Origin of the sequence: Blastococcus aurantiacus (assembly GCF_900102425.1) — a bacterium.
Lineage (GTDB): Bacteria > Actinomycetota > Actinomycetes > Mycobacteriales > Geodermatophilaceae > Blastococcus > Blastococcus aurantiacus.
In genome coordinates, this window is sequence record NZ_FNBT01000002.1 from 44481 (window position 1) to 70622 (window position 26142).

The 26142-nt window shown below is 74.5% G+C and carries 32 protein-coding genes and 1 tRNA gene; 18 read left to right on the forward strand and 15 right to left on the reverse strand.

All coding sequences use genetic code 11. The features are described 5' to 3' along the window. The first annotated feature begins 77 nt into the window (after window positions 1-77). The 3 genes from BLS70_RS03605 to BLS70_RS03615 all read left to right on the forward strand — a co-directional run bounded on the left by BLS70_RS03605 (window position 78) and on the right by BLS70_RS03615 (window position 2271). Window positions 78-1007: an ABC transporter ATP-binding protein gene (locus BLS70_RS03605; protein WP_091764312.1), complete on the forward strand. Its 930-nt coding sequence runs from the start codon at window positions 78-80 to the stop codon at window positions 1005-1007. Beyond that, entirely contained in the window at window positions 1004-1834 is an 831-nt protein-coding gene (locus tag BLS70_RS03610) for an ABC-2 transporter permease (RefSeq protein WP_091764313.1), read from the forward strand. Before BLS70_RS03605 ends, BLS70_RS03610 begins: the two co-directional genes overlap by 4 nt. Window positions 1835-1926: 92 nt before the next feature. After that, window positions 1927-2271 (forward strand): hypothetical protein, encoded by a 345-nt coding sequence (locus BLS70_RS03615; RefSeq protein ID WP_091764314.1) that lies wholly within the window; start codon window positions 1927-1929, stop codon window positions 2269-2271. 4 nt (window positions 2272-2275) lie between these two features. Here the strand turns inward: BLS70_RS03615 and BLS70_RS03620 are convergent, their stop codons facing one another. Beyond that, the gene (locus BLS70_RS03620) at window positions 2276-3442 is read right to left on the reverse strand and encodes an MFS transporter (RefSeq protein WP_255362218.1); all 1167 of its coding nucleotides are present in this window, start codon (window positions 3440-3442) and stop codon (window positions 2276-2278) included. 60 nt (window positions 3443-3502) lie between these two features. Between BLS70_RS03620 and BLS70_RS03625 the strand changes: the two genes are divergently transcribed. After that, window positions 3503-4129, forward strand: coding sequence for a biliverdin-producing heme oxygenase (locus BLS70_RS03625; RefSeq protein WP_091764316.1), 627 nt, complete (start codon window positions 3503-3505; stop codon window positions 4127-4129). Beyond that, the gene (locus BLS70_RS03630) at window positions 4126-6474 is read left to right on the forward strand and encodes a SpoIIE family protein phosphatase (RefSeq protein WP_091764810.1); all 2349 of its coding nucleotides are present in this window, start codon (window positions 4126-4128) and stop codon (window positions 6472-6474) included. Before BLS70_RS03625 ends, BLS70_RS03630 begins: the two co-directional genes overlap by 4 nt. A 3-nt stretch (window positions 6475-6477) precedes the next feature. Here BLS70_RS03630 and BLS70_RS03635 read toward each other — a convergent pair whose 3' ends face one another. The 4 genes from BLS70_RS03635 to idi form a co-directional block, all read right to left on the reverse strand. Next, window positions 6478-6747 carry a hypothetical protein gene (locus tag BLS70_RS03635; protein WP_255362219.1) on the reverse strand — a complete coding sequence of 90 codons (270 nt, stop codon included), beginning with the start codon at window positions 6745-6747 and terminating at the stop codon, window positions 6478-6480. Window positions 6748-6768: 21 nt separating this feature from the next. Continuing rightward, a complete protein-coding gene (locus BLS70_RS03640) occupies window positions 6769-7542 on the reverse strand; it encodes an SDR family NAD(P)-dependent oxidoreductase (RefSeq protein ID WP_091764317.1) in 774 nt (257 codons plus the stop codon). A 73-nt stretch (window positions 7543-7615) separates the two neighbouring features. Continuing rightward, window positions 7616-8446 (reverse strand): polysaccharide deacetylase family protein, encoded by an 831-nt coding sequence (locus BLS70_RS03645; protein WP_091764318.1) that lies wholly within the window; start codon window positions 8444-8446, stop codon window positions 7616-7618. A gap of 139 nt (window positions 8447-8585) precedes the next feature. After that, a complete protein-coding gene (gene idi, locus BLS70_RS03650; RefSeq protein WP_255362220.1) occupies window positions 8586-9128 on the reverse strand; it encodes an isopentenyl-diphosphate Delta-isomerase in 543 nt (180 codons plus the stop codon). Window positions 9129-9221: 93 nt separating this feature from the next. On the opposite strand from idi, the gene BLS70_RS03655 reads away from it, so the two are divergent. Genes BLS70_RS03655 through BLS70_RS03680 form a run of 6 tightly spaced genes read left to right on the forward strand, consistent with a single transcriptional unit; the run spans window position 9222 to window position 14890 of the window. Next, window positions 9222-10058 carry an alpha/beta fold hydrolase gene (locus tag BLS70_RS03655; protein WP_091764320.1) on the forward strand — a complete coding sequence of 279 codons (837 nt, stop codon included), beginning with the start codon at window positions 9222-9224 and terminating at the stop codon, window positions 10056-10058. A 42-nt stretch (window positions 10059-10100) separates the two neighbouring features. Next, the gene (locus tag BLS70_RS03660; RefSeq protein ID WP_091764321.1) at window positions 10101-11459 is read left to right on the forward strand and encodes an MFS transporter; all 1359 of its coding nucleotides are present in this window, start codon (window positions 10101-10103) and stop codon (window positions 11457-11459) included. 54 nt (window positions 11460-11513) lie between these two features. After that, window positions 11514-11852 (forward strand): cytoplasmic protein, encoded by a 339-nt coding sequence (locus BLS70_RS03665; RefSeq protein ID WP_091764322.1) that lies wholly within the window; start codon window positions 11514-11516, stop codon window positions 11850-11852. A gap of 53 nt (window positions 11853-11905) precedes the next feature. Further along, window positions 11906-12490: a helix-turn-helix domain-containing protein gene (locus BLS70_RS20405; protein WP_143030336.1), complete on the forward strand. Its 585-nt coding sequence runs from the start codon at window positions 11906-11908 to the stop codon at window positions 12488-12490. Then, complete coding sequence (locus BLS70_RS03675; protein WP_176946273.1) at window positions 12487-13779, forward strand: MFS transporter; 1293 nt, start codon at window positions 12487-12489, stop codon at window positions 13777-13779. Before BLS70_RS20405 ends, BLS70_RS03675 begins: the two co-directional genes overlap by 4 nt. Beyond that, window positions 13772-14890, forward strand: coding sequence for an NAD-dependent epimerase/dehydratase family protein (locus BLS70_RS03680; RefSeq protein WP_091764324.1), 1119 nt, complete (start codon window positions 13772-13774; stop codon window positions 14888-14890). The genes BLS70_RS03675 and BLS70_RS03680 overlap by 8 nt, the downstream gene beginning before the upstream one ends. A 7-nt stretch (window positions 14891-14897) precedes the next feature. Here BLS70_RS03680 and BLS70_RS03685 read toward each other — a convergent pair whose 3' ends face one another. The 3 genes from BLS70_RS03685 to BLS70_RS03695 are packed head-to-tail and all read right to left on the reverse strand — an operon-like array spanning window position 14898 to window position 17627. Then, complete coding sequence (locus tag BLS70_RS03685) at window positions 14898-15578, reverse strand: PaaI family thioesterase (protein ID WP_091764325.1); 681 nt, start codon at window positions 15576-15578, stop codon at window positions 14898-14900. After that, window positions 15571-16725, reverse strand: coding sequence for an acyl-CoA dehydrogenase family protein (locus BLS70_RS03690; protein ID WP_091764326.1), 1155 nt, complete (start codon window positions 16723-16725; stop codon window positions 15571-15573). The genes BLS70_RS03685 and BLS70_RS03690 overlap by 8 nt, the downstream gene beginning before the upstream one ends. A 47-nt stretch (window positions 16726-16772) precedes the next feature. Next, on the reverse strand, window positions 16773-17627 hold the full coding sequence (locus tag BLS70_RS03695) for an aldo/keto reductase (RefSeq protein ID WP_091764812.1): 855 nt from the start codon (window positions 17625-17627) through the stop codon (window positions 16773-16775). A 59-nt stretch (window positions 17628-17686) separates the two neighbouring features. On the opposite strand from BLS70_RS03695, the gene BLS70_RS03700 reads away from it, so the two are divergent. Then, window positions 17687-18292 (forward strand): histidine phosphatase family protein, encoded by a 606-nt coding sequence (locus BLS70_RS03700; protein WP_255362221.1) that lies wholly within the window; start codon window positions 17687-17689, stop codon window positions 18290-18292. A 9-nt stretch (window positions 18293-18301) separates the two neighbouring features. Here the strand turns inward: BLS70_RS03700 and BLS70_RS03705 are convergent, their stop codons facing one another. Beyond that, the gene (locus BLS70_RS03705) at window positions 18302-19417 is read right to left on the reverse strand and encodes an EAL domain-containing protein (protein WP_091764327.1); all 1116 of its coding nucleotides are present in this window, start codon (window positions 19415-19417) and stop codon (window positions 18302-18304) included. Between the two features lie 137 nt (window positions 19418-19554). Here BLS70_RS03705 and BLS70_RS03710 point away from each other — a divergent pair, with 137 nt between their 5' ends. Continuing rightward, window positions 19555-20175 carry a TetR/AcrR family transcriptional regulator gene (locus BLS70_RS03710; RefSeq protein WP_091764328.1) on the forward strand — a complete coding sequence of 207 codons (621 nt, stop codon included), beginning with the start codon at window positions 19555-19557 and terminating at the stop codon, window positions 20173-20175. Window positions 20176-20200: 25 nt separating this feature from the next. Here the strand turns inward: BLS70_RS03710 and BLS70_RS03715 are convergent, their stop codons facing one another. Both BLS70_RS03715 and BLS70_RS03720 read right to left on the reverse strand, forming a co-directional pair. Then, window positions 20201-20695 (reverse strand): DUF427 domain-containing protein, encoded by a 495-nt coding sequence (locus tag BLS70_RS03715; protein WP_091764329.1) that lies wholly within the window; start codon window positions 20693-20695, stop codon window positions 20201-20203. 4 nt (window positions 20696-20699) lie between these two features. Beyond that, entirely contained in the window at window positions 20700-20930 is a 231-nt protein-coding gene (locus BLS70_RS03720; protein ID WP_091764330.1) for a DUF3618 domain-containing protein, read from the reverse strand. A gap of 86 nt (window positions 20931-21016) precedes the next feature. On the opposite strand from BLS70_RS03720, the gene BLS70_RS03725 reads away from it, so the two are divergent. Together BLS70_RS03725 and BLS70_RS03730 are read left to right on the forward strand one after the other, a co-directional pair. Next, window positions 21017-21097: transfer RNA gene (locus tag BLS70_RS03725), tRNA-Leu, on the forward strand. Window positions 21098-21169: 72 nt separating this feature from the next. Beyond that, window positions 21170-21781, forward strand: a complete 612-nt coding sequence (locus BLS70_RS03730) for a class I SAM-dependent methyltransferase (protein WP_091764814.1) — start codon at window positions 21170-21172, stop codon at window positions 21779-21781. A 13-nt stretch (window positions 21782-21794) separates the two neighbouring features. On the opposite strand, the gene BLS70_RS03735 is transcribed toward BLS70_RS03730, so the two are convergent. Next, on the reverse strand, window positions 21795-22442 hold the full coding sequence (locus BLS70_RS03735) for a dihydrofolate reductase family protein (protein WP_091764331.1): 648 nt from the start codon (window positions 22440-22442) through the stop codon (window positions 21795-21797). A 108-nt stretch (window positions 22443-22550) separates the two neighbouring features. Here BLS70_RS03735 and BLS70_RS03740 point away from each other — a divergent pair, with 108 nt between their 5' ends. Next, a complete protein-coding gene (locus tag BLS70_RS03740; protein ID WP_091764332.1) occupies window positions 22551-23090 on the forward strand; it encodes a VanZ family protein in 540 nt (179 codons plus the stop codon). A gap of 9 nt (window positions 23091-23099) precedes the next feature. On the opposite strand, the gene BLS70_RS03745 is transcribed toward BLS70_RS03740, so the two are convergent. After that, window positions 23100-24017 carry a DUF6910 family protein gene (locus tag BLS70_RS03745; protein ID WP_091764333.1) on the reverse strand — a complete coding sequence of 306 codons (918 nt, stop codon included), beginning with the start codon at window positions 24015-24017 and terminating at the stop codon, window positions 23100-23102. Between the two features lie 116 nt (window positions 24018-24133). On the opposite strand from BLS70_RS03745, the gene BLS70_RS03750 reads away from it, so the two are divergent. Then, the gene (locus BLS70_RS03750) at window positions 24134-24316 is read left to right on the forward strand and encodes a hypothetical protein (RefSeq protein WP_091764334.1); all 183 of its coding nucleotides are present in this window, start codon (window positions 24134-24136) and stop codon (window positions 24314-24316) included. A 3-nt stretch (window positions 24317-24319) separates the two neighbouring features. On the opposite strand, the gene rdgB is transcribed toward BLS70_RS03750, so the two are convergent. After that, window positions 24320-24931: an RdgB/HAM1 family non-canonical purine NTP pyrophosphatase gene (gene rdgB / locus BLS70_RS03755; protein ID WP_091764335.1), complete on the reverse strand. Its 612-nt coding sequence runs from the start codon at window positions 24929-24931 to the stop codon at window positions 24320-24322. Beyond that, window positions 24928-25668 carry a ribonuclease PH gene (gene rph, locus BLS70_RS03760; RefSeq protein WP_091764336.1) on the reverse strand — a complete coding sequence of 247 codons (741 nt, stop codon included), beginning with the start codon at window positions 25666-25668 and terminating at the stop codon, window positions 24928-24930. The genes rdgB and rph overlap by 4 nt, the downstream gene beginning before the upstream one ends. 66 nt (window positions 25669-25734) lie before the next feature. Between rph and BLS70_RS03765 the strand changes: the two genes are divergently transcribed. After that, window positions 25735-26139 carry a YjbQ family protein gene (locus BLS70_RS03765; protein WP_176946274.1) on the forward strand — a complete coding sequence of 135 codons (405 nt, stop codon included), beginning with the start codon at window positions 25735-25737 and terminating at the stop codon, window positions 26137-26139. Window positions 26140-26142 lie beyond the last annotated feature (3 nt).

Sequence of the window (26142 nt, forward strand, 5' to 3'; positions counted from 1 at the left end):
TCCCCGATGTGCCGGGCACCCCCGCGCCGCGAGGCTTCCAGCATGACTTTTCGGATCCCGTCCACGGGCGCGCGGCCATGATCAGCGTCTCGGGCCTCACCAAGAAGTACGGCGACAAGGTCGCCGTCGACGACGTCTCGTTCACCGTCGCCACGGGCCGGGTGACCGGCTTCCTCGGCCCGAACGGCGCCGGCAAGTCGACGACGATGCGCATGGTCCTCGGCCTGGACCGGCCGACCGCGGGCAGCGTCACCGTCAACGGCCGCCGCTACCGCGACTCCCCCGCCCCGCTGCGCGAGGTCGGCGCCCTGCTCGAGGCCAAGGCGCTGCACCCGGGCCGCTCCGCCCGCGACCACCTCCGCTGGCTGGCCGCGAGCAACCGCATCCCGACGAGCCGGGTGGACGAGGTGCTGGAGCTGGTCGGGCTCGAGGCGGTCGCCGGCACCCGGGTCGGCAAGTTCTCCCTCGGCATGGGCCAGCGGCTGGGCATCGCGGTCGCGCTGCTCGGCGACCCGCCCGTCGTCGTCCTCGACGAGCCGGTCAACGGGCTGGACCCCGAGGGCATCCGCTGGGTGCGCACCCTGGCCCGGCAGCTGGCCACGGAGGGCCGCACCGTGTTCATCTCCAGCCACCTCATGTCGGAGATGGCGCTGACCGCCGACCACCTCGTGGTCATCGGCCGGGGCCGGATCCTCGCCGACTGCTCGATGCGCGAGTTCATCGCCGAGCACGCCGCCTCCTACGTGAAGGTCCGCTCGCCTCAGCGCGGGCAGGTCGCCGACCTGCTGCGCGGCGCCGGTGCGGACGTCACGCCGGTCGACGACGAGCTGCACGTGCAGGGGCTGGACGCCGCCGCCGTGGGCGAGCTCGTCGGCGACAAGGGCCTCTACCTGCACGAGCTCACGCTGGTGCGCTCTTCGCTCGAGGACGCCTTCATGACACTGACCTCCGCGAGCGTCGAGTACTCGGCCCGCGCCCGCACCGACCAGGCCGGAGCCCTCCGATGACCGTCACCGCCGAGAGCCGCACCGTCGAGCTCGACCCGCGCCGCAACGTCCCGGGCACCCGCCCGGGCTTCTCCTCGACGCTGCGCGCCGAGTGGATCAAGTTCTGGTCGGTCCGCTCGACGATGTGGTCGACCGTGATGCTCTTCGTCCTGGGCGCCGGCCTCACCGCGCTGATCTGCGCGACGAACGCCGAGTGGCTGGCCAGCAGCGAGGCCGACGAGTCCCCCGGGTCGTTCATCACCTTCGGTCTGACGTTCGCGCAGATCACCGCGATCGTGCTCGGGACGCTGACGGTGACCAGCGAGTACGGCACCGGGATGATCCGGGCCACGCTGGCGGCGACCCCGCGGCGGGGAGCGGTGCTGGCGGCCAAGGCGCTGGTGCTCACCGGCACCCTGTTCGTCGCCGGCACGGTGACGGCGTTCGCCGGCTACTTCGCGGGCAACTTCTTCCTCGACCGCGAGGGCATCGGCCTGGCGCTGAGCGACGACGGCGTGCTGCGCTCGATGTTCGGCAGCGGGCTCTACATGACCGGCCTGGGCCTGCTGGCCGCCGGCGTCGGCATCCTCGTCCGGCACACCGCGGCGGCGCTGTCCATGGTCCTCGCGCTGGTCTTCGTGGCCGGGAACATGGCCTTCCTGCTGCCGGGGACCTGGGGCGAGTGGGTCGCGAAGCTCATGCCGGGCAACGCCGGATCGCCGGTCGCCGTCCCGGTGCCGTTCAACCCCGAGGCGCTGACCCCCTGGACCGGATTCGCCGCCTTCGGGGCCGAGGTCCTGGTGCTGCTGGTCATCGGCTGGATGGTCTTCCAGCGGCGCGACGCCTGAGCACCCGCTCCACCCCTGCATCGGTCACCCACCCACCTACCTGTCGCCCACCCACCCGTCCCTCGGCCGCCCGGCCGGGGGACAGTGGTGCGGTGACATCTGCTGACCCGGCCGCCGAGGGGCGCCGCCGCGCCGACGAGTTCCTGACCCTGCTGACGGCGGAGGACCGCGCCGCCGACACCCTCCTCGAGGGCCTCACCGAGGTCCGCGACCTGGTCTTCCTGGGCGCCGGCCTCACGGCGATCGCCCGCGCCGAGGGCCGGGCGCTCCCGACGGCGCAGCGGGCGCAGGCCAGCACCCGCCAGACGAACCTCGGTCAGCTGCGCGACCGGTCGCGTGGCGACGTGGACGGCCTGCGCGCCTGGCTGCGGAAGTCGGGCGAGGAGATCCTCTTCATCCGCTCGCTGCACGCCACGGCGCAGCAGACCTCCGGCTGACCCCTCAGCCGCGGGTCGGACGGGCGGCCGCGGCCGCCACGGGCAGCAGCGCCGCGAGCGCGGCGGCCACCACGACGTAGGTCCAGTCCAGGCCGATGCCCGCGGCCAGCACGCCGAGGGCGAGCGCGCCGGTCGCGGTGCCGGCGTCGAACGAGGCGTTCCACATCGCGCTCGCCGCCGTCGTCCCGGACTCGCCGGCGCGGGTGAAGGACGACAGCAGCGTCAGGTTCTGCACGGCGCCGAAGCCCGCGCCGAACACCGCCGCGCCGGCCAGCACCCACGCGTCCCCGGCGACCAGCCCCGCGGCGATGGCCACCAGCCCGCCTGCCGCGAGCACGACGGCGAGCGGCAGCAGCAGCCGCACGCCCAGCCGGTCGGCGAGCATCCCTGCGCGCCAGCGGCTCAGCGCGCCGGTCGCCCCGAACAGCAGCAGGGCCGTGGTGGCCAGCACGCCGTCCGGGCGCTCGATGGGCAGGAACGTCACGACGCCGCCGCCGGCCAGCGTCACCGCGAACAGCACCACCGACGGCGCCACGGCCGCCAGCACCGCCGCACGGTTCGTCCCGGCCGCGCCGGGGGCCGGCTGCGGTCCGATCTCGCGCATGAGCAACGGCACCAGCGGGATGCCGAGCAGCGGCGAGGCGCCGAGCCAGGACAGCGTCGCCACCGAGTCCCCGAGCACCAGCGCCACCCCGCCGGGCACCGCGATCATGTTCGGGACGGCGATCGCCAGGCCGTACAGCCCGATGGACTCCCCGCGCCGATCGGGCGGGGCGACCTGCGCCGACAGCGTCGCGCCGAGCACGGTGAGTACGGCGAAGCCCGCGCCGCGCACGGCCGACAGCGCGCTGATCCAGGCGACGCCGTCGTCGAGCACGTAGAGCGGCGACGGGACGCCCATGGCCACCAGCCCCACCACCAGCACCGGGCTGACCCCGAACCGTGCGGTCAACGCCGGGATGGTGGCCTGCACGGCGATGGTGACGACGAGGAAGACCGCGGTGACGACACCCGCCGTGCTCTCCTCCGCGCCGCCCTCGACGGCGTACACGGGCAGCGAGGCCAGCGTCAGGCAGTAGCTGGCGAACCCGAGGAAGGTCACCCCGATCAACGCCTGCATGCCGCGTGACCGCCACAACGACGTCCGCTCCGTGTCCACTGCCCCGCTCACCCGAGAAGCATGACGCGTCCCGCTCCGCGGGCCGCCATCCGGTCGCCTACGCTCGAACCGATGGCTGCGCGGAGGGGAGCTGCGGCGGACGACGGCCGCGGCACCGGTGACGACGTGCTGCGCCTCCTCCGGACCGGCACCGCGGCCGAGCACGAGGACGTCGAGCGCACCCTCGACCTGCTCGACCCGTCGCTGACCCGTCACCGCCTCGCGCAGGTCCTGGACGCGATGCACGGATTCTGGCGCGCCGCCGAGGCGGGCCTGGACGGCTGGGCCGCCCGCTGCCCCGCGGACGCCGAAGGGGTGGACTGGCCGCGCCGTCGCCGCGCGTCCCTCTTCGCGGCCGACCTGCGGAAGCTGGACGCGCCGCCCTCCGACGACGCACCCCTGCTCCCCGACGTCCCGGGCACCGACGAGGCGCTCGGCCGGATGTACGTGCTCGAGGGCTCGACCCTCGGGGGCGTCTTCATCGACCGGCACCTGGCCGCCCTGCCGGAGCTGGCCGGGGTCACGGTCCACTCCTTCTCCCCCTACGGCAGCGAGACCGGCGCCATGTGGGCCGCCTTCCGCCGGACCACCCGCGCACGGATCTCCGAAGGCGGGGACGCCGCGGCCATGCTCGCCTCGGCGCGCACGACCTTCGCCGGGCTGGCCGGCTGGTGCCGGCGCGCCACCGTGCCGGCATGACCGACGCCGCGGAGATCGAGTTCCTGGCGCCGGGGGCGCCGGTCGACCTCGACAACTGCGCGCGCGAGCCGATCCACGTGCCCGGCAGCATCCAGCCCCGAGGGGTGCTCCTCGTGGTCAGCGACCCCGCTCACGTGGTCGAGCAGGCGTCGGAGAACCTCGAGCAGCTGACCGGGGTGCCCTGGGGACAGGCGTTGGGCCGCCCGCTGGCCGACGTCCTCGGCGGGGGTGCCGCGGACGCGGTGATCCGCTCCGCGAGCGCCTTCGGCGACCTGCGCGAACGCAACCCCGTCGAGTTGGTCCTCGACGTGCACGGGGTCCCGGACCCGGTCGACGCCGTGCTGCACCGCGCCGTCGTCGAGGGCCGGCGGGCGGCCGGCCGCGGTGGGGCGACGGAGGGCGCGCCGACCACGAGCCTCGTGGTGGAGCTGGAGCCGGCCCGCGGACCGCGGCCGTTCTCCTTCCCCAACACCTACCAGGCGGTGCGCGGGACGGTGGCCGACCTCAACCGGGCCGCCTCGCTCCAGGAGCTCTACGACATCACCGCGCAGGCGGTGCGCGACCTCACCGGCTTCGACCGCGTGATGGTCTACCGCTACGACGCCGACTACAACGGCGAGGTCGTCGCCGAGGCGAAGCTCGAGGAGCTCAACTCCTTCCTGGGCCAGCACTACCCGGCCTCGGACATCCCGGCCCAGGCGCGGGCCCTGTACGAGAAGAACTGGATCCGGCTCATCTCCGACGTGGACTACGAGCCCTCGCCGGTCCGGCCGACCGACCACCCGGCCAGCGGGCAGCCGCTGGACATGACCTACTCCACGCTGCGCAGCGTCTCGCCGATCCACCTCGAGTACCTGGGCAACATGGGTGTCCGCGCCTCCATGTCGATCTCGCTGCTGCGCGACGACAAGCTGTGGGGCCTCATCGCCTGCCACCACTACAGCGGCCCGCACGCCCCGCCCTACGCCACGCGCGCCGCAGCGGAATTCCTCGGCTCGACGCTGTCCCTGCGCCTGGTCGACCGTGCCGAGGAGGACGAGGTGCGCCGCGCGATGCGGGTGCGAGCGACCCTCACCTCGCTCACCGCGGCAGCCCTGGACGAGGACCGCCGGCTCACCGACACGCTCCTGGGTTCACCCGACCTGCTCGACCTGCTGCCCGCCGACGGCGTCGTCGTCCGGCTCCAGGGGCTGACCGGCAGCAGCGGGGCCGAGGTCCCCCTCGAGGTCGCCGACGCGATCGCCGCCTGGGCGGCCGGCCGGGGGGACGACGTCGTCGCCACCGACTCGCTGGGCCGGGACGCGCCCTCGCTGAGCGCGCCCGAGGACGTCCCCTGCGGGGCGCTCGTGCTGCCGCTGCCCGAGGGCCAGTACGTGCTGTGGCTCCGGGGCGAGGCGGTGCGGCACGTCGACTGGGGCGGCGACCCGCACAACAAGGCGATCGCCGAGCGCCAGGGCGAGGAGATCCGGCTGAGCCCCCGCAAGTCCTTCGAGCGGTGGCGGGAGGTCGTGCGCGGCCGCTCGCAACCGTGGACGACGGAGGAGGTGGCCGAGGCCGCCGAGCTGCGCACCCACCTGCTCGAGGCGCTCTACGCCCGCTCGCGCAGCGTCGTGCGCGCCGCGGAGACCTTGCAGCGCAGCCTGCTCACCGAGCCCGTGCAGCCCGACGGCTTGGAGCTGGCCGTCCGCTACGTGCCCGCCGCGCGCGAGGCGCAGGTGGGGGGCGACTGGTACGACGTGTTCGGCCTGCCCGACGGCTCGACGATCCTGGTCATCGGCGACGTCGTCGGCCACGACAGCCAGGCCGCGGCCACGATGGGCCAGCTGCGCGGACTGCTCCGGGGCATCGCCTACTCGGGGAGCGGCGGGCCGACCGAGGTCCTCACCCAGCTCGACGGGGCGATCCAGGGGCTCGGGCTCGGCGCGCTGGCCACGGTGCTGGTCGGCCGGCTCGAGCGGCCCGAGGGGGCCGACGGCGCCACGCTCCTGCGCTGGGCGAGTGCCGGCCACCTGCCGCCGCTGCTGCGCTCCCCGGACGGCCCGGTCCGGCCGCTCGACGCAGCGCGGGCCGGCCTGCTCCTGGGCGTGGACCCGACCCGGCCGCGGACCGAGCAGCAGGTGCTCCTCGAGCCCGGCAGCACCCTGCTGCTCTACACCGACGGGCTGGTCGAGCGCCGCGACCAGGTGTTCGACGACGGCGTCGACCTGCTCGCCGCAGCGCTGGGCGACCTGCGGGACCTGCCGGTCGACGAGCTCTGCGACGCGCTGCTGGCCCGGCTGCTGCCCGACGGCGCGGAGGACGACGTCGCGCTGGTCGCCGTCTGCCTCCGGCCCTGCGGCGGCTGAGGCTCAGTCGTCCAGTTCGGGCGCCGCGAACAGCGGCGTCAGGCCGTCGTCCGGAGCTCCCGGCGCGTCGGTGCGATGGGTGGGCACGTCGGGGATCGTGTCCCGGACGGGGACCTCGGGGAGCCCGCGGGCGTCGCGTTCCAGCGCCGCCAGCAACCGCTCCTCGTCAGGCGCGAGGTCCCCCGGTCCGAGCCGCCCGCCGTGCCCGTACGCCTCCGACCCGGACGTCGTCCGGTCGTCCGGGTCGCTGCCGAATGGTCCGGCCATGCTCATGCCGCCCACCTCCTGCCGGGGTCAACGAGGGAAGTTGGGCTCGAGACGCGGCACGATCTGCATCTCCGGCACGAAGGCCGACGGGTGCAGCAGGACGAGCGTGCGCACCATCTCGGCCACCGCCGCCGGCGGCATCATCAGGTGGGACGGGATGCCCCACTGCTCCATCATCGGGGTGTCCATGGCGGCGGGGATGACCGACTGCACGCGGCACGGGAAGGGCCGCTCGGTGCCGTCCTCGGCCCGCGTCGCCTTCTCCCGCAGCTCGCGCTGGATGCAGCGGGTGGCGTTGAGGAAGCCGGCCTTGGAGCCGTTGTAGGCGATCGCGCCGCTGCCCGAGGTGATCGCCGAGAGCGACACGATGTGCACCACGTCGGCGGTGCGCCCCTCCGGCAGGTGCTGCACCCGCTTGGTGAACTCGCTGGTCAGGAAGATCGGGCCCTCGAAGTTCACCGCCTGCACCCGCCGGTAGTCGGCGAGGTCGATGTCGGTGACGTACCCCGGCCGGTCGATGCCTGCGACGTTCACCAGGATGTCGAAGCTGTCGCCGTGCGCGTCGAAGAGCCCGCCGACGACGGTGCGCCGGCTCTCGTCGTCGGTGACGTCCAGGGCCACGACCTCGGCGCTGCCACCGCCGTCGGACACCAGGCCCAGGGTCTGCTCGCTCCCGGCGGCGTCGATGTCCGCGATCGCCACGTGCGCCCCGGCCTCGGCCAGGGCCAGCGCCGTGGCGCGCCCGAGCCCGCTCGCCGCACCCGTGACGAGCGCGACGCGCCCCTTGAGCGACTCCTGCATCGTTCCTCCAGTCCCGCGGTCGGTCAGCTCCCGACAGCCTCGCGGAGAACCCGCGCGGTCGCAGGTCGGGGCGTCAGCCCCCGATGGAACCGCTGGCCGACACGCCCTGGAACGCGGGACGCGGCGCGGCCCAGACGTCGGCCATCGTCACCGTGCGGAGCTGCCGGTCCCGGATCAGCTCCAGGAGCTCGCCGTACACCGTGGTGACCGTGCGCTGGTTGGCGTGGCCCACGACGATGGCCTGCGGCACGAACCACTCGCGGGCGTAGCCGACCAGCTCGGCCCCGGTGAGCACCCGGGAGTCGCCCAGCGTGCCGTTCCACATCGCGATGGTCGGGTGCCCGAGGTCGGCGGCGATCCGGTCGGTGCGGTCGTCGTGCGACCCGAACGGTGGCCGGAAGAACGGGGTGTCGACGCCGAACGTGGTCCGGATGAAGTCGCGGTTGCGGGCGATCTCCTCGGCCACCTCGGCATCGCCGAGAGTGGTCACGTCGGGGTGGGACCAGGTGTGGTTGCCCAGGGCGACCTGGCCGGAGTCGACCAGCGGGCGGAGGACGGCGGCGTTCTCCTCCCACGACCGGTAGCAGCCATTGGGGAAGAGGGTGAGCCGGACGTCGGCGTCCTTCGCGAAGGCGGCGAAGGAGGCCACGACCTCGCTGCTGGTGCCGTCGTCGATGGTGAGCGCCAGTCCGTTGCCCGCACCCGGGAGCTCGGTGACCACCCCGGTGGGCGGGAGCAGCGTGCCCGGCGCCGCGGCGACCGCAGCCGCCGGCGACGGCGACGCGGGGGTGGGCGCGGCGACGGGCGCGGCCGCTCCGGCGCGCGTGCCGGTGACCGCGCCGCGCCCGGTGGCGGCCACGGCCAGTCCTGCCGCGAGGGTGAGCAGGAACCGTCGTCGGTCCATGCGCGCGACGCTAGGCAGGGCGACGCGGCTCCCCGGTGGAGGCGGCCGGCGACGCGCCGCAGCCGTTCGGAGCGCATCGGCAGGGCTGCGCTCGGTGACCAGACCCGCTCACCGAGCGTCCCGCGGGAACTACCGCCGGTCAGGCGGTCGGCACCAGCCCGGCGTCCTCGATCATCCGCGCCTGCTCCCGACACCACGGCGACCAGGCGTCGCCCTCGGTCTCCTGACGCCGGCGGAAGGCCGCCCAGTCGAGCACCTCCCACGCCCCCACCTCGGTCGGGTCAGGGGCGGGCGGGCCGGCGTAGCGGCCCAGGTAGACGGGGCAAATCTCGTTCTCCACCACGCCCCGGAACTCGGCCCGGTAGCGGTAGCCGGGCAGCGCGGGGCGGAGCTCGCTGACTTGCAGGCCCAGCTCGAAGGCGGCCCGGCGGGCGATCGCGGCATCGTCGTCCTCGTCCGGCCCGGGGTGACCGCACACGGTGTTCGTCCACATGCCCGGGAAGGTCTGCTTCCCGTCGGCCCGCCGCGTGACCAGCAGCCGGCCGTCGTCGTCGAACAGGTACGCGGAGAAGGCACGGTGCAGCGGCGTCTCCCCGTGGTGCACCAGCGGCTTGGGCATGGTGCCGATGGCGCGGCCGTCGTCGTCGACCAGCACGATCATCTCGGGAGAAGGGGAGGTCACCGCCCCATCGTCCCTGACCACGGCTGCGCGCGCCGGAGCCCTCGCGCGAGCGCATCCGGTGCGGGACCGGCCGTCGAGGGGCACAGTCGTCAGATGGACAGCTTCCGCCGCGACGGCCTGACCTTCGACGTCCGCGACGCCGGCCCCCGGGACGGCGAACCGGTCGTGCTCCTGCACGGCTTCCCGCAGGACTCCGCCGCCTGGGACCTCGTCGCCCCGGCACTGCACCAGCACGGGCTGCGCACCCTGGCACCGGACCAGCGCGGCTACTCCCCCATGGCCCGTCCCCACGGGCGCGCGCACTACCGGCTCCGCGAGACCGTCGGCGACGTGCTCGCCCTGCTGGACGCCGCCGGGCTGGAGAGCGCGCACGTCGTCGGCCACGACTGGGGCGGCATCGTCGCCTGGGCCCTCGGCGCCTGGTACCCCGAGCGGGTCCGCACGCTGACCGCCCTGTCGGTGCCGCATCCGGCGGCGATGGCCAAGGCCATGGTCACCAGTGACCAGGGCCTGCGGTCGTACTACATGGGCGTGTTCCAGCTGCCGGTGCTCCCGGAGCGGCTACTGCTGGCCGGGAACGGCGCGGTCCTGCGCCGCATGCTCCGCTCCGGCGGACTCGACGACGCCCTCGTCGACCACTACGTCCGCCGCATGCAGGAGCCGGGTGCGGTGTCGGCCGCCCTCGGCTGGTACCGCGCCCTGCCCTGGGCCGGCCGCGACCCGGTCGGCAGGGTCCGGGTGCCGACCCTGCACATCTGGAGCACCGGCGACGCCTTCCTCGGCCGGGCCGCGACGGAGGCCACCGAGCGCTTCGTCGAGGCGCCCTACCGGCTGGAGGTGCTCGAGGGTGTGCCGCACTGGATCCCCGAGCTGGCTGCCGACCGCGTCGCCGAGCTGGTGACCGCGCACGTGCGCACCGCGGCCTCCTGACCACTGCGAGCCGACGGGAGCCGTGCTCGGCAGACTGATCGCATGACGGCGACGACGTCCCCGACCACCCGGGCCGAGCGGCTCGACCGGTTGCCCTTCACCCGTGAGCACGGCCGGCTGGTCTTCGGCTCCGGGCTGGGCTGGGCCCTCGACGCCATGGACGTCGGGCTCATCTCGTTCGTGCTGGCCGCCCTCGCCGCACAGCAGCAGTGGGGCGTCACCTCCTCCGAGCTGTCCTGGATCGCCTCGATCGGGTTCATCGGCATGGCGGTGGGCGCCACCGCGGGCGGCCTGCTCGCCGACCGGATCGGTCGACGCCAGGTCTTCGCGCTCACCCTGCTGGTGTTCGGGCTGGCCACCGGCGCCGCTGCCCTGTCGTGGTCGGTCGGCGCATTGATGGTCTTCCGCTTCCTCATCGGTCTGGGCCTGGGCGCCGAACTCCCCGTCGCCTCCACCCTGGTCAGCGAGTTCGCCCCCGCGCGGGTCCGCGGCCGGGTGGTCGTGTGGCTGGAGGCGTTCTGGGCACTCGGCTGGACGCTGGCCGCGCTGATCGGCTTCCTGGTCGTGCCCGGGAGCGACGCGGGATGGCGGTGGGCGCTCGCGCTCGGTGCGCTCCCCGCGCTCTACGCCGCGGTCGTCCGGTGGGGGCTGCCCGAGTCGGTGCGCTTCCTCGAGACCCGCGGGCGGGTCGAGGAGGCCGAGGCCGCGGTACGGCGCTTCGAGCAGTCGGCGGGCGTCGCGCCCGTCGAGTCGCCGTTGCCCACGCCGGTCGCGGCACCCGGTCCCCGGGCACTGTGGGCGACCGGCACCCGGCTCCGGACCGCCGCCCTGTGGACCGTCTGGTTCAGCATCAACTTCGCGTACTACGGCGCGTTCATCTGGCTGCCGTCCCTGCTGGTCGCCAACGGCTTCACGCTGACCAAGTCCTTCGGGTACACCCTGGTGATCACGCTGGCGCAGTTGCCGGGCTACGCCCTGGCCGCCTATCTGATCGAGCGGTGGGGACGCCGGGCCACGCTGGCCACCTTCCTCGCCGGGTCGGCCCTCGGGGCCGGGATGTTCGCCGCCGCGGACAGCGACACCACCGTCCTGGTCACCGGCATGGTTCTGTCGTTCTTCAACCTCGGGGCGTGGGGCGCGCTGTACGCGGTGACGCCGGAGGTCTACCCGACGGTGCTGCGGGCGACGGGGGCCGGCGCAGCCGCGGGATTCGGCAGGCTGGCGTCGATCGCCGCGCCGCTGTGCGTGCCCCCGCTGGTCGACGCAGGGGGCACCGGACTGGTGTTCGGGACCTTCAGCGCGTTCTTCGTGCTCGGCGCCCTGGCCACCTGGGGACTGCCCGAGCGCCGGGGACAGACGCTCGAGGACGACGTCCCGATGCCGTCGTCCGTGGCGGCCTGACCGGGGGCCGGAGCCCCTGGTCCGCCGTCCGCGAGCGGAGCACAGTGACCGGGCATGACCGTCGACCCGGTGCAGACGAACCCCGAGCACTACTCCGTCGTGTTCGAGAACGAGCGGGTGCGGGTGCTGGAGTACACCGACCGGCCCGGCGACCGGACGACCCCGCACGCGCACCCGGACAGCGTCATGCACACGCTCAGCGCGTTCCGCCGGCGACTGCACTCCGGGGACGTCCACCGCGACGTCGACATGCCGGCCGGCCTCACCGCATGGCTGCCCGCCCAGGAGCACTCGGGCGAGAACATCGGTGAGACGGAGACCCACGTGCTCTTCGTCGAGCTCAAGGACGGCGCCGCGCGAGCACCGGGAACCGCAGCCCTCGGCCCGGCGTGACCTGAGCAAAGAAAGCTTTGCAAAGGGACCTTTGCGGTTCTACGGTGCTGGGCATGACCGGCACGCCGCCGCCTTGGAACGCCATCGACGTCCAGGACGTGCGCGCCCTGCGGGCCCTCGCCCACCCGCTGCGCATGAGCCTGCTGGCCGCCCTGCGCAGCGACGGGCCCTCCACCGCCAGCCGGCTCGCCGACCGGCTGGGTGAGAGCAGCGGCGCCACGAGCTACCACCTGCGTCAGCTGGCCGGGTTCGGGTTCGTCGAGGAGGTCCCCGACCAGGGCACCGGGCGCGAGCGCTGGTGGCGCGCGCTGCACCGGAGCACCCGCTGGAACACCGAGGACTTCCTCGACGAGCCCGGCGGGCGTGAGGTCGTCGACGAGCTGACCGACCGGATCGTCGCCCACCAGCGCCGCATGCTCGCCGCGTTCGCCGCCGAGCGCGAGCAGCTGGACGACGAGTGGCGCTCGGCCGCCTCGCTCAACGACTGGGGCGTGCGGGTCTCCCCCGCCCGGGCCCGCGAGCTGATCGGCGAGCTCAACGACGTCGTCCAGCGCTGGCGGGACGAGAACGAGGAGCCGGACCAGCCCCTGGTGCACGTGCTGCTGGACCTCTTCCCGCTGCGGGACTACCCGCTGTGACCGCCGTCCTGGACGCCGACCGGGCGCGCCGGCGCTTCGTCGGGCTCACGGCCCTCCGGTGGCTGCCCGTCGGCGTCGCCGTCCCCGTCTCGGTGCTGCTGGCCACCGCGCGCGGGCTCTCGCCGGCCGACATCGGGGTGACCGTCGCCGTGTACGGCGCCGTCGCCCTGCTGCTCGAGCTGCCCACGGGCGGCCTGGCCGACGCCCTCGGGCACCGGCCGGTCCTCGTGCTCTCCGGGCTGTTCACCGTGGCCGGGCTGCTGACCATGGCCGTGGCCGACAACATGCTGCTGTTCCTCGTCGCCTGGTCGCTCAAGGGCGTGGCCCGGGCCCTGGACTCCGGGCCGCTCGAGGCCTGGTACGTCGACACCGTCCACCGGTCCGAGCCTGGCGCGGACGTGACCTCCGGGCTGTCGCGGGCGGCCGCCGCCGACGCCATCGGGCTGAGCGCGGGTGCGGTGCTGGGCGGGGCGCTCCCGCTGCTGGTCGACCGCGGTGGCGCGTCGGCGCTCGCGGTCCCGCTGCTGGTCGCCGCCGCCTTCGGCGCCGTCCACGTCGTCGCGGTGCTGCTGCTCGTGGTCCCGGTGCGGCCGCCTACGACGTCCGGCGCCGCGGCTCTGCGCAGCGGCGTCCGCGAGGTCCCGCTCGTGATCTCGACGACCGTCCGGCTCGTGCTCACCGACCGGCTGCTGCGCCTGCTGCTGGTCGTCTCCTTCCTCGTCGGCGTCGTGCTGACCGCGTTGGAGCTGCTCGGTCCCCTGCACGTCGCCGAGCTCGCCGGGTCCCCGGAGCGGGGGTCGGCGGTGTTCGGCGTCGTCACCGCGGTCTCCTTCGCCGCGGCAGCGGTCGGCTCGCTGCTGGCACCCGCGCTGGGCCGGGTGACCAGGGGCTCGGTGGCATGGTCCAGCGCGCTCACCTCGGTGCTCGGGGCGGTCGCCGTGGCGCTGTTCGCCCTCGCCCCCGCGCTCGTCGTGGCCGCGGTCGCCTACTCGCTCTTCTACCTGTTCAACGGGGCGGCGTGGCCCCTGCGCCAGCGGCTGATGCACGACCAGACGACGGCCGGTCAGCGCGCGACGACGCTCTCGGCGAAGTCTCTGGCGCTCATGCTCGGCGGGCTGCTCGGCAACCTGATGCTCCCCCGGCTCGCCGACGACGCCGGCTTGCCGGCCGGGCTGCTCGCCGGCGCCGCGGGCATGCTGCTGCTGGCGGTGGTCTCCCTCGGCCTGCGGCCCGGATCCGGGGACGCCGGTTCGCACCGCCCGGACCGGGTAGCGGCAGCTCATGGCTGAGTTCACCCCGGGTCACCTCAAGGGCGCCACCGTCGCGATCACCGGCGCGAGCGGCAACGTCGGGACGGCGCTGCTGCGCCGGCTGACCGCGCCGGGCAGCGGTGTCGCGGAGGTGCGCGGGCTGGCGCGTCGGGTGCCGCCGCAGGTGGCCCCCTACGACGGCGTCCGGTGGTTCTCCGCCGACCTCGGGGACCCGGCCGACGAGACGGCCCTGGCGGAGTTCGTGGACGGCGCCGACGTGGTGATCCACCTCGCCTGGGCGCTGCAGCCCGGACGCGAGCCCGACCGGCTGCACAAGGTGAACGTCGACGGCTCCTGGCGGGTCGCCCGGGCCGCCAGTGCCGCCGGCGTGAAGCACTTCCTGCACATGTCCTCGATCGGCGCCTACGCCGCGGGCGCCGTCGGTCGTCGGGTGACCGAGGACTGGCCGACCACCGGCGTCCCGAGCTCGCAGTACAGCCGGGACAAGAGCGAGGCCGAGCGCGTCGTGCGCCAGGTCCTGGCGCACCGGACGCCCACGGTGCTGTCGGTCGCCCGGCCCACGCTGGTGCTCCAGCCGGAGGCGGGCAGCGAGATCGGCCGCTACTTCCTGGGCCCGCTGGTCTTCGGTCTCGCCCGGCAGATCCCGGGCGCGCTGGCCCGGCTGCTGCCGCTCCCGCTCCCGAAGGTGGCGGTGTCCTTCGTGCACGCCGACGACGTGGCCGACGCGCTCGTGCGGATCGTGGACCGGCAGGTGCCGGGTCCGTTCAACATCGCGAGCGACCCGGTGCTCGACGCCGCCGGCATCGCGGAGGCATTGGGCACCCGCCGGATCCCGGTGCCCGCGATCGCCCTGCGGGTGCCCCTGCAGGCGGCCTTCACCGCCCACCTGGTGCCCACCGAGCCGGGCTGGCTGGACATGGGCACCTCGCTGCCGGCCATGGACACCACCCGCGCCCGCACCCTGCTGGACTGGCAGCCGGTCCACCGCAGCGACGACGTGCTGCGCCAGTTCGTGGCCGCGCTGGGTGCCGGCACCGGCGGACCGGGCGCGCTGCTGCGACCGGCCTCCGGCCCGGCGCTCGACCCGGCCGGTGACCCGGCGAACGTCCCGGGACCGCGGGCCGACTGACTCCGGTTCAGCCGCGGCTGGTCCAGGCCCCCACGTCGCGACCGGTCCGGGCGAAGACCTCCGAGGCGCGGTCGGCGCGCAGGGCGACCAGCGTCGCCTCGCCCTCGGCGAGCGTGATCTCCGGGGCGTCCTCGGCCACCACGCGCGCGGTCGCGGTGGCCCGCCGGCCCTCCACCGAGACCAGCTCGCCGGTGACCACGAGCGGCACGCCCAGGTGCACCGGCCGGCGGTAGGAGACGGTCAGCGAGGCGGTGAGCCCGCCGTGGCCCGCTGCCCGCGCGGACCGGGCGAGCACGTGGTCGAGCAGGGTGGCGACGACGCCGCCGTGCACCAGGCCGGGTGGGCCCTCGTGCTGCTTGCCGACCGTCACCCGGCCGACGCAGCGGCGCTCCTCCGGCCGGTCCTGGACGACCATCGGCGGAGCCACCGGGCTGCCGGGACCGTAGACCGGGCTGTACCAGCGCTCGCCGGTCGCCGGGTCGTCCACCGACGCGATCTCGTGCACCTCGCGGAGATCCTCGGACAGCAGGCCGGTCAGGTCCCGGGCCGCGCGGGTGGCCTCGGCGAGCCGGTCCGGCGGCACCTCGGTGCGGACGGCGGCGTCGACCAGGTCGCGCAGCGCCTGCCCGAGCTCCGCGACGGCGTCCCGGCGGACCCCCCGCTGCTCCGGGGTCAGCTCCCTAGCCACGGGGCATGCCGGCCTCGCGCAGGAGCGCGCCGCCGATGATCACCCGCTGCACCTCGCTGGTGCCCTCGTAGAGCCGGTAGAGCCGGGCGTCGCGGTAGAAGCGCTCGACCGGCGTCGTCCGCAGGTAGCCCAGCCCGCCGTGCACCTGGACGGCCTTGTCGACGGCCCGGCCGACCATCTCGGTGCAGAAGAGCTTCGCCGAGGAGGGACCGACCGAGGTGTCCTCGCCGGTGTCGTAGCGGGCGGCGACGTCGCGGACCATGCTTCGGGCGGCCAGCAGCTCGGCGTGCATGTCGGCCAGCATGGCCTGCACCAGCTGGAACCGGCCGATCGGCGCACCGCCCTGCTTGGCCGTGGCGGCGTAGGCGACGGACTCGTCGAGCACCCGCTGCGCCATGCCGACGCACAGCGCGGCGATGTGCAGCCGGCCGCGGGAGAGCACGGTGAGCGCCTTGGCGTAGCCGCGCCCCTCCTCGCCGACCAGGGCCTCGGCGGGCACCCGCACGTCGTCGAAGAACACCTCGGCCGTCCAGGCGCCGGACTGCCCCATTTTCTTGTCCTTGGGGCCCACGGTCACCCCCGGCGTCGACGTCTCGACGACGAAGCTGGAGATGCCCCGCCCGCCCTTCTCCTCCGGGTTGGTCCGGGCGAAGACGACGAAGAGGTCGGCCAGCGGCGCGTTGGTGATGTAGCGCTTGCTGCCGTTGATGACCCACGAGTCGCCGTCGCGGCGGGCCGAGGTGCGCAGGGCGGAGGGGTCCGAGCCCGCCTCGGCCTCGGTGAGGGCGAAGGAGCCGATGAGCTCGCCGGCCGAGAGCCCGGGCAGGTACTTCTTCTTCTGCGTCTCGTCACCGAAGCGGGCGATCACCTGGCCGGAGATGCCGTTGTTGGTGCCGAACAACGAGCGGAACGCCGGCGTGGTGTAGCCGAACTCGATCGCCAGCTCGACGTCCTCGCTCATGGTGACGCCGAGGCCGCCGTACTCCTCGGGCAGCGCGTAGCCGAAGAGGCCCATCTCGGCGATCTGCGCCCGCAGCTCGTCGGGGATGCGGTCCTCGTCCTCGATCCGCTCCTCGAGGGGCACGACCTCCTCGCGCACGAGCTGACGGACGGCGTGCTTGATCTGACGGAAGTCCTCGGCATCCATGGGACGCATTGTGCCGCGCCGGTCAGCGACCGGCGCGGCACCTGCGCTCAGGCGAGGGCGTCGAGGCGGGCCATGTCCTCGGAGGAGAGGCGCACGCCGGCGGCCCCCAGGTTCTCGGTCAGGTGGTCGACCGACTTCGTGCCCGGGATCGGGAGGATCACCGGCGACTTCTGCAGCAGCCAGGCCAGCGCCACCTGGGACGGCGTGGCGTCCAGCTCGCGGGCGATGTCGGCGACCGGGCTGTCCGGCGCGGCCAGGTTGCCGGTGGCGATCGGGAACCACGGGATGAAGGCGATGCCCTCGGCCGTGGCGTAGTCGAGCACGTCCTGGCTCTGGCGCGTCGTGAGGTTGTACAGGTTCTGCACGCTCACGATCTCGGTCACCTCGCGGGCGGCCTTCAGCTCCTCGACCGACACCTCCGAGACGCCGATGTGCCGGACCTTGCCATCGGCCTTGAGCTCGGCGAAGGCACCGAGCTGGTCGGCCAGGGGCACCTCCGGGTCGATGCGGTGGAGCTGGATGAGGTCGATCCGGTCGACCTTCAGGTGCCGCAGCGAGAGCTCGACCTGCTGCTTGAGGTAGGCAGGGCGCCCGACCGGCGTCCAGATGCCGGGGCCCTGGCGGGTCAGGCCGGCCTTGGTGGCGATGACCAGGCCGTCGGCGTAGGGGTGCAGCGCCTCGGCGATGATCTGCTCACTGATTTCGGGGCCGTAGGAGTCGGCGGTGTCGATGAAGTCGACGCCCTGCTCGACGGCGGCCTGCACGACGCGGACGGCGGCGGCGCGGTCGGCCGGCTCACCCCAGACGCCGGGGCCGGGGAGCTGCATGGCGCCGTAGCCGAGCCTGTGCACGGGGAGGTCCCCGCCGATGGTGAAGGTGTCGCTGAGTTCTGCAGTGGTCATGCCACCGGCCAGCACGCGCGGGCGGGCAGGTGTTCCCGGCACCGTGGACCATGGTCGGCGTGGGCGCAGTCGAGGGTGGCCGGGTCGGGGAGATCGTGGTGCTGCGGCACGGGCAGACGGAATGGAGCAAGGGCGGGCGGCACACCGGCCTGACCGACCTCGCGCTGCTGCCCGAGGGCGAGGAGCAGGCGCGGGCCCTGCGCCCGAAGCTCGGCTCTCGGGGGTTCGCCGAGGTGTGGGTCAGCCCCCTGCAGCGGGCCGGCCGCACCGCCGAGCTCGCGGGTCTGGCCCCCACCGGCGCCGATCCCGACCTGGTGGAGCTGGACTACGGCGGCTACGAGGGCCGGACGACGGCGGAGATCAGCGCGGAGCTCGGGCGCGAGTGGTCGATCTGGGCCGACAGCACCGTGCCCGGTGAGACCCCGGGCGAGTCGCTGGACCAGGTGGCCGAGCGGGTGGACCGGGTGCTCGACCGGGCGCGGGCCCGGCTGTCCGACGGGGACGTCGCACTCGTCGCCCACGGGCACGTGCTGCGGGTGCTCACCGCGCGGTGGCTCGGGCTTCCCCCGCAGGCCGGCGCCCTGTTCGCGCTGCCGGCGGCGGCCTACGGCGTCCTCGGGCACGAGCACTCCCGGCCGGTGCTGACCGGCTGGGCGCTGACCTGAGACGGCGGCTCAGCGGGAGCGGGTGACCCCGACCGCCTGGAAGCCGCCGTCCTGTCGCTCGACCGGCCGCGCGGGCCGGACCGGCCGGCCGAAGAGCCACCCCTGGCCCAGGTCGGCACCGAGGGTGGCGACCTCCTCGGCCAGCTGCTCGGTCTCGATGCCCTCGGCGACGACGACGGCGCCGAGCTGGTGTGCCAGGTCGGTGACCGCCTTGAGCACCGTGCGGGCACCCTCGTCGGGCAGGCCCTGCACGAGCCCCTTGTCCAGCTTGACCACCTCGGGCCGGACGGCGGCCAGCAGCGACAGGCTCGAGTAGCCCGAGCCGACGTCGTCGAGGGCGACGCGCCAGCCCAGCGACCGGTAGTGCTCGAGGACGGTGACCAGGTGCCCGCGGTCGGCGATGGCGTGGGACTCGACGACCTCGAAGACGAACTGGTGCGGCGCCAGGCCGGAGGCGTGGGCTGCCTGCTCGGTGCTGGCCAGGCACACCTGGGCGCGGTAGATCGACGTCGGGTTGAAGTTGATGAACAGGTCGTGGTCGCCGATCCAGGACAGCGCGCCCTCGATCGCCGACTCCCGGCCGATGCGGTCCAGCCGCGCCAGCCAGCCGGCGGACTCGGCCACGAAGAACAGGTCGCCGCCACCCACCTCGCGGCCGTCGACGAGGCCGCGCAGCAGGGCCTCGTGAGCGACGACGGAGCGGTCCGACAGGCGGACGATCGGCTGGTAGGCCGACCAGAACTCGGCCTCGGCCAGGACGCCGACCTCGACGGTCACGCCGCGCCGGGCCAGCTCGACGGCGAGGCTGGGTGCGGTCAGCAGGCGGGCGGTCCGCGCGGTGCCGTCCGTCGGCGGATCGGTGGCCACGCGCACCGCCTCGAGCTCGGCGGCCGTCAGCTCCCGGGCGAGCCGCTGGAAGAGCCGGTCGATCCCTCGGCCGCCCCGGGGGTCGAGCACGTCGACCAGGTGCGGCGAGCTGCTCACGTCGAGGTCCAGGGCAGCCGCGGTGCGCGCGACCGTCGGGAGGACGTGACCGATGGAGGTGGCGAGCAGCACGCGGGTCGCCGCGCCCGGCACGTCCCAGTGCTCGCGGCAGCTGCACCCGATCCCGCAGATCGTTCCCACGCCAGCAGGATGAACCACACCGGGCCATACCGCACGAGGCGCGCGCGGCGCGTCCGCCGAGCCCGACCGGGTGACCGCCGGCGGACTCACAGGCGATCTTGTCGAGTTACGAGACTTGAGTCCCTTAAGGTCGAGACATGCCCGTTCTCTCCGATCCCGACGTCCGCCCGAGTCGCGGGGGCCGGCCGCGCGACCCCAGCCGGGACGGCGTCATCCGTGCCGCGATCCTGCGGCTGCTCGGCGAGGTCGGCTACGGCGCGCTGACCATGGACGCCGTGGCCAGCGAAGCCGGGGTGGGCAAGGCGACGATCTACCGCCGGTGGCGCACCAAGGAGGAGCTGGTCGTCGACACCGTCGCTGAGCTGAACTCCGTGCAGGCCGAGCTCCGCGACACCGGCTCCATCCAGGGCGATCTGCGCGCACTCCTCGGCGCGATGGTGGGCATGGTCAACAGCCCGGCCGGGGCGGCGACGCAGGCCCTGCTGTCCTCCATGCAGCACCAGCCGGCGTTGGCCCAGGCGTTCCGCGAGGGTCCGATGGCAGTGTGGCGGAGCGCGTTCGACCAGGTCTGGGAACGCGGCGAGCAGCGCGGAGAGATCGACCCCGGTTTGTCCGGGTCCCTGATCGCCGAGGCGATCGGCGCCCCGCTCGTGCAGCGCTGGCTGGTCAACGGGCAGCCGGTCGACGAGGCATTCGCGGACGCCGTGGTCGACCAGGTGGCGCTCCCGCTGTTGCGGGCGAACGGCGCGAAGCTCTAGGTCCGGGCCGGCGCCCGGCCCCGGCTCACCAGCCGAGCGTGCCGGGCGCGCCCTTGAACGGTCCGACGACGTCGTCGGTGATCCAGCCGCCGTAGAAGTTCCCCGGCTGCGGGCGGACGACCTCGCCGTCCACCGTGACGCGGTCCACCCGGCCGGGGTAGAAGGCGACCGCGCCGGCGAGGTGCTCGAAGCCCGGGGTCGGCTGCTCGTAGGACCAGCCGGCCGCCGGCACCCGCCGGTCGCCGACGACGACGTCCCAGTAGGTCGCCTGGCCCTTCCACTCGCACCACGACCCGCCCGACGCGCGCTCCAGCAGCCCGTCGGCGAGGTCCTCGCGTGGCACGTAGTAGGTCGGCGGGTGGCTGGTCTCGCAGACCCGGATCGCCCGGGGGGTGTCGCCCAGCACCTGCCCGGCGACCTCCAGCACGACGTGCCGCGGCGTCACCAGGGCAGACGGCGGGCGCGGGTAGTCCCAGACGGACTCCTGGCCCGGTCCGACGGGATCGCGGCGGACGGGCACCCGGTCAGTCGTTGCGGTGCCGGACCCGCTGGACGACGACGAAGGTGACGAGCAGGCCCACGGCACCGGCGGCAGCCATCCCCGCGGGCGTCTGCAGCCAGCGCACGACGGCGTCCTGACCCTTGGCGCGCAGGCGCGTCGGGCTCGTCCGGTAGGTCAGCTGGTCCAGCGTGGCGGCCAGCGACTCGCGGGCGGCGTCGATCTCCAGCTGGATCTGTCGGGGGTCGCGAGGCACCCCGACAGCCTGCCAGACGTCGCCGGAGTCAGCCCCTCCACCGTCCGACCTCCACCCCGGTGGGTGCTCCTAGACTCCGGTGCCACGCGGGAGTGGTGTAACGGCAGCCACGCCAGACTTAGGATCTGGTGCCTTCGGGCGTGGGGGTTCGACTCCCCCCTCCCGCACTCGCCGGCGCCTGTTCTCCGACGGCGCGGCGGAGGGTTGTGGCGGCCGCCGGCTGGGTGCAGCCTGCCCGCATGGGCGCCTACAGCGAGCACCTCCGGCCGCGCCTGCACACCTTCGCGCTGAAGGAGAAGCTCACCGGTGAGGTCCGCGGCCGGGTCTGCGCCGGGCTGTCGGGCGACGTCCTGGAGATCGGCATCGGGTCCGCGCTGAACCAGCCGCACCTGCCGCCGGCGGTCGCCGGCGTGTGGGCCGTCGAGCCGTCGGCGACCGCCATCCGGCTCGGGGCCGAGCGCCGGGCGGCGTCCGCGATCCCGGTCGTCATCGCCGGGGACGACGCGCAGTCGCTGCCCTTCCCCGACGACCGGTTCGACGCAGCGCTGTGCACCTGGGTCCTGTGCGGGATCCCGGACCCCGGCAGGGCGCTGGCCGAGATCGCCCGAGTGCTGAGGCCCGGCGGCACGCTGCACTTCGTGGAGCACGGACTGGCGCCCGACCCCAGGACGGTGACGTGGCAGCGACGCGGCAACCGGATCAACCGGGCGATCGCCGGCTGCGTGCTCGACAACGACGTCGCGTCGCTGCTGGACGCGTCGCCGCTCACGGTCACGCGGATGTCGACCTTCTACGAGAAGGGCGCACCCAAGCCGGCGGGGTACATGTACGAGGGCAGCGCGGTCGCCTGACCGTCGTCCGAGATCACGCGCCGCCGTCCACGCCCCGGTCCGGTTGGCTCATGTCCCCGGTGCCCGGCGTGCCCTCGGCCAGCCCGTAGCGCAGGTAGACCGTGCCCTTCCCGCCGGCCGCGGGCGGTTCGAGCAGCGTGAGGTTGGTCGGCACCTCGCCGCCGGCGAAGACCTTCTTGCCGACGCCCAGCACGACCGGGTGCAGCCACAGGTCGAGCCGGTCGAACAGCTTCTCGCGCAGCAGGGTCTGCACCAGGTCCAGGCTCCCGACGACCTTGATGTCCTCGTGCCGCTCGCGGATCTCGCGCACCGCGGCAGGCAGGTCCGGGCCGAGCTGGGTGGATCCCGCCCAGGAGAGGTCGGGCGTCCCACGCGAGGCGACGTACTTGGGGATCGAGTTGAACAGCTGGGCGATGCCGTCGTCCTGGCCGCCCCCCTGGTGCGGCCAGTGGGCGGCGAAGATGTCGTAGGTCCGCCGGCCGAGCAGCAGCGCGTCGGTGCCCTCGTACGCCTCACCGATCTGCGCCCCGGAGACCTCGTCCATCAGGGGCGCCTGCCAGCCACCGAACGGGAAGCCGCCCTCCGGGTCCTCCTCGGGGCCGCCGGGCGCCTGCCCGACGAGGTCGAGGGTCGCGAACATCTCGATGTGGATGAGGCCCATGGCGAGCTCCTGCAGGTCGGTTCCGTGGCGGTCGCGGGGTAGACCGGCGCCCGGGCGCGAACTCATTGCCCCGGGGGCTCGCCGGCGTCCACCTAGGGTCGACGGGCGATGATCACCGACTTCCTGCTGGACCACTCGGCGCTCGTCCCGGGGGCACTGGGACTCGCCGCGCTGGTCTGCGCCCTCGTCGGCCACGCCGTACTGCGGGTCGCCCGCCCGGGCTCCCCGGTGATCCCCGCACTCGCCGTCGTCGCCGCCGTCGGCGTCCTGGTCCTGACGATGCCACCGACGGGACGCGGCGCCTCGATCCGCGGCTGCACCGTGCAGTTCGCCTGGCCCGGCCCGGGCAGCGTGGAGCTCCTGGCCAACGTCGCACTGCTGATGCCCGTCGTCGTCTTCGCGACGCTGGCCACCCGCCGCCCGTGGGCGGTGCTCGGAGCCGGCTCCGGGGCGTCCGCCGCGATCGAGGCCGTGCAGGCCCTGGTGCCGGCGATCGGTCGCGCCTGCGACACCAACGACTGGGCGATGAACACGCTCGGGGTGGTGGTCGCCACCGGGATCGCCGGGGCGACCCTCGCTCTCGCCGACCGAGCAGCGGCGCGACGGGGCGACGGAACCGCCCGGACTCCGATCGGCACCGCGCGCTGAGCCCCGGGGTCAGAGCTCGACGCGGAGGTCCAGCTCGGCCGACGGGGTCTCCGGGTCGTCGTCGTCCACCACTGCCAGCAGGTGCACCGTGCCGCCCTCGACCGCACGCAGCGCCAGCCCCTCCACCTTGTGCACGTGGCCGTCGATCTCGGGCAGCGGCTCGACGGCGACGACGGTCCCGTCGTCGACCAGCGCGAGCGCGATGGCGACGACCGGGCCGTCGTCGACGGCGTTGGGGGTGTCCTCCGCGGCGGCGCTGAGCAGCATGCGGCCGTCCGGCAGCGCGACGGCGTCGGTCACCGCCAGGCCGACTCCCTCGATCTCGCCGAGGTCGTAGCGCAGCGGACGGCCGACTCGCACCTCCGCCGCGGCGGCCCGGCCGAGCACCGCCGCGACCAGCGCCTCGAGCGACAGCTCCACGCTGGCCGAGGCGATGCCGGCGTGCAGGTTGCCCCGCTGGAACCAGCGCACGCGGTCCTCGTGGCGGGCCGCCCCCTCGAGGTTGAGCTGGTCCACGGGGACGTCCAGCAGCGCGGCGGCGTGCTCGTAGAGGGGTGCCAGGTTGGCAGCGGTGGCCACCGGCTCGCCGTCCACCAGGCGCACCAGGACGCCGCGCATGCGGCGCGGCGAGGACCCGGAGCCCAGCAGCAGCACCGCCGGCTCGCCGTCCACCACGGCCGGGCACGCCACCTCGAGGTCGGGCTTGAGGCGCTTGGTGCCGGCGGCCTCGGAGAACCGGTCCAGCCCGTCGACCGGAGGCAGCAGCCGCACCGGCGTCACCGAGCCGGACCGGCGCCAGGCGGCGAGCGTGGCGTCGTCCTGCGCGATCAGCCACCCGTCGCCCAGCGGCGCGATGGCCGAGGCCGCGGTCACCGGTGCGCCGTCGTCGAAGTGCAGCCGGCGGCCCCCGTCCACGAACACCCGCATGCCCCCACTGTGCCGGGCGCGCCGCTCCCCTGCCCCTCGGACCGGGCTCACCCGTCGGGGTGAGGACGGCGCGGCGCCCGCTCCGGCGCGGCGCCGGGCACGCCGAACGACCGGGTATGAGCAACGCCGCCACCATCGCCGGACGCCACCGCGCCCCGGAAGACGTCGTCGAGACGATCGCCTCCCTGGCCGACGTCGACCGCCCCGGCCGGCACGCGGAGCCGGGCGACGACCTGCCGATCTACGAGTCCCTGCGCGCCGAACTGGCCGCGGTGGACTGGTTCAGCCTCGGCCGCTGACCCTCAGGGCGCGCCGAGCAGCTCGGCGATGACCGGCACCAGGGCGGCGAACGCCTGCCCGCGGTGGCTGCGCGCGTCCTTCTCCCCCGGCGACAGCTGCGCCGAGGTGACCTCGAGGCCCTCGGGCACGAAGACCGGGTCGTAGCCGAACCCGTTGTCCCCCCGCTCCTCGCGGATCACGGTGCCCCGCCACTCCCTCTCGATCACCCGCTCGGTGCCGCCGGGCAGCACCAGGGCCGCCGCGCACACGAACGCCGCGCCCCGCCGTCCGTCGGGCACGTCGGAGAGCTGCCCCAGGAGCAGGGCGGTGTTCGCCGCGTCGTCCCCGTGCCGGCCCGACCAGCGGGCCGAGAGGATGCCCGGCATGCCGTTGAGCGCGTCGACGGTGAGCCCCGAGTCGTCCGCGACGGCCGGCAGGCCGGTGTACCGCACCGCCTCGCGCGCCTTGAGCAGCGCGTTCTCGGTGAAGGTCGCGCCGGTCTCGGGCGCCTCCGGGTACTCCTCGACGTCCGAGAGCCCCACGACCTCCACACCGGGGACGGCGCTGGCCAGCAGCCGGCGCAGCTCGGTGAGCTTGCCCGCGTTGCGGGTGGCCAGCAGCAGCCGGGCGCTCATCGTGCGAGCGCGGCGGCCTGCAGGCGGGTCAGCTCGGCGCAGCCGGCCACGGCGAGGTCGAGCAGCGCGTCGAGGGTCGGCCGGTCGAACACCGCCCCCTCCGCGGTGCCCTGCACCTCGACGAACCCGCCGTCGCCGGTGCACACCACGTTCATGTCGGTGCCGGCGCGGACGTCCTCCTCGTAGGCCAGGTCCAGCCGCGGCTCGCCGTCGATGACACCGACGCTGACGGCGGCGACCGACTGGACCAGCGGCTCCTTCTTGGCCAGCTTCTTGCGGTCACCGAGCCACGAGACGGCGTCGGCCAGGGCCACGTAGGCGCCGGTGATCGCCGCGGTCCGCGTGCCCCCGTCGGCCTGGAGCACGTCGCAGTCGATGGCGATGCTGTTCTCCCCGAGGGCGCCGAGGTCGATCGAGGCGCGCAGCGAGCGGCCGATGAGCCGGCTGATCTCGTGGGTGCGGCCGCCGATCTTGCCCCTGACCGACTCGCGGTCGCTGCGGGTGTGGGTGGCGCGCGGCAGCATCGAGTACTCGGCGGTGACCCACCCGAGGCCCGAGCCCTTGCGCCAGCGCGGCACGCCCTCGGTCACGCTCGCCGCGCACAGCACCCGGGTGCGGCCGAACTCCACCAGCACCGAGCCCTCGGCGTGGTCGAGCCAGTTGCGGGTGATGGTCACGGGGCGGAGCTGGTCGGCGGTACGGCCGTCGGCGCGCGGGGTGGAGGGAGGCTGGCTCACGGGAACCGACACTAGTGCGCGGCCGTCGCGCGGCGCCGGGCCCGTGGGTCGGCCAGGATCGCCGTCATGAGATCGGAGCTGCGTGCCGTCCGCACCGGCGGCGTCCCCGTCGTCGTCGACCTGACCGACGAGTGCGCCGAGTTCGTCAGCACCGAGGGCGACGGGCTGCTGCACGTCTTCGTGCCACACGCCACCGCCGGCATCGCGCTGGTCGAGACCGGTGCGGGCAGCGACGACGACCTGCTCGCCCAGCTCGACGTGCTGCTCCCCCGCGACGACCGCTGGCGGCACCGGCACGGCAGCCCCGGGCACGGCCGCGACCACGTGCTGCCGGCCTTCGTGCCGCCGCACGCCACCGTGCCCGTGCTGGAAGGCCGCATGCAGCTGGGCACCTGGCAGCGGATCTGCCTGGTCGACACCAACACCGACAACCACCAGCGGCACGTGCGCTTCTCCTTCCTGGCCGGCTGACGG

Coding starts and splice junctions, on each gene's coding strand:
- BLS70_RS03625 (WP_091764316.1), top strand. CDS start 3,503: ATGGCTGCGCGGAGGGGAGCTGCGGCGGACGACGGCCGCGGCACCGGT.
- BLS70_RS03680 (WP_091764324.1), top strand. CDS start 13,772: ATGGCTGAGTTCACCCCGGGTCACCTCAAGGGCGCCACCGTCGCGATC.
- BLS70_RS03640 (WP_091764317.1), bottom strand. CDS start 7,542: ATGCAGGAGTCGCTCAAGGGGCGCGTCGCGCTCGTCACGGGTGCGGCG.
- BLS70_RS20405 (WP_143030336.1), top strand. CDS start 11,906: ATGACCGGCACGCCGCCGCCTTGGAACGCCATCGACGTCCAGGACGTG.
- BLS70_RS03655 (WP_091764320.1), top strand. CDS start 9,222: ATGGACAGCTTCCGCCGCGACGGCCTGACCTTCGACGTCCGCGACGCC.
- BLS70_RS03740 (WP_091764332.1), top strand. CDS start 22,551: ATGATCACCGACTTCCTGCTGGACCACTCGGCGCTCGTCCCGGGGGCA.
- BLS70_RS03730 (WP_091764814.1), top strand. CDS start 21,170: ATGGGCGCCTACAGCGAGCACCTCCGGCCGCGCCTGCACACCTTCGCG.
- BLS70_RS03635 (WP_255362219.1), bottom strand. CDS start 6,747: ATGAGCATGGCCGGACCATTCGGCAGCGACCCGGACGACCGGACGACG.
- BLS70_RS03765 (WP_176946274.1), top strand. CDS start 25,735: ATGAGATCGGAGCTGCGTGCCGTCCGCACCGGCGGCGTCCCCGTCGTC.
- rdgB (WP_091764335.1), bottom strand. CDS start 24,931: ATGAGCGCCCGGCTGCTGCTGGCCACCCGCAACGCGGGCAAGCTCACC.
- BLS70_RS03660 (WP_091764321.1), top strand. CDS start 10,101: ATGACGGCGACGACGTCCCCGACCACCCGGGCCGAGCGGCTCGACCGG.
- BLS70_RS03645 (WP_091764318.1), bottom strand. CDS start 8,446: ATGGACCGACGACGGTTCCTGCTCACCCTCGCGGCAGGACTGGCCGTG.
- BLS70_RS03745 (WP_091764333.1), bottom strand. CDS start 24,017: ATGCGGGTGTTCGTGGACGGGGGCCGCCGGCTGCACTTCGACGACGGC.
- BLS70_RS03665 (WP_091764322.1), top strand. CDS start 11,514: ATGACCGTCGACCCGGTGCAGACGAACCCCGAGCACTACTCCGTCGTG.
- BLS70_RS03610 (WP_091764313.1), top strand. CDS start 1,004: ATGACCGTCACCGCCGAGAGCCGCACCGTCGAGCTCGACCCGCGCCGC.
- BLS70_RS03735 (WP_091764331.1), bottom strand. CDS start 22,442: ATGGGCCTCATCCACATCGAGATGTTCGCGACCCTCGACCTCGTCGGG.
- BLS70_RS03710 (WP_091764328.1), top strand. CDS start 19,555: ATGCCCGTTCTCTCCGATCCCGACGTCCGCCCGAGTCGCGGGGGCCGG.
- BLS70_RS03605 (WP_091764312.1), top strand. CDS start 78: ATGATCAGCGTCTCGGGCCTCACCAAGAAGTACGGCGACAAGGTCGCC.
- BLS70_RS03630 (WP_091764810.1), top strand. CDS start 4,126: ATGACCGACGCCGCGGAGATCGAGTTCCTGGCGCCGGGGGCGCCGGTC.
- BLS70_RS03695 (WP_091764812.1), bottom strand. CDS start 17,627: ATGACCACTGCAGAACTCAGCGACACCTTCACCATCGGCGGGGACCTC.
- BLS70_RS03690 (WP_091764326.1), bottom strand. CDS start 16,725: ATGGATGCCGAGGACTTCCGTCAGATCAAGCACGCCGTCCGTCAGCTC.
- BLS70_RS03750 (WP_091764334.1), top strand. CDS start 24,134: ATGAGCAACGCCGCCACCATCGCCGGACGCCACCGCGCCCCGGAAGAC.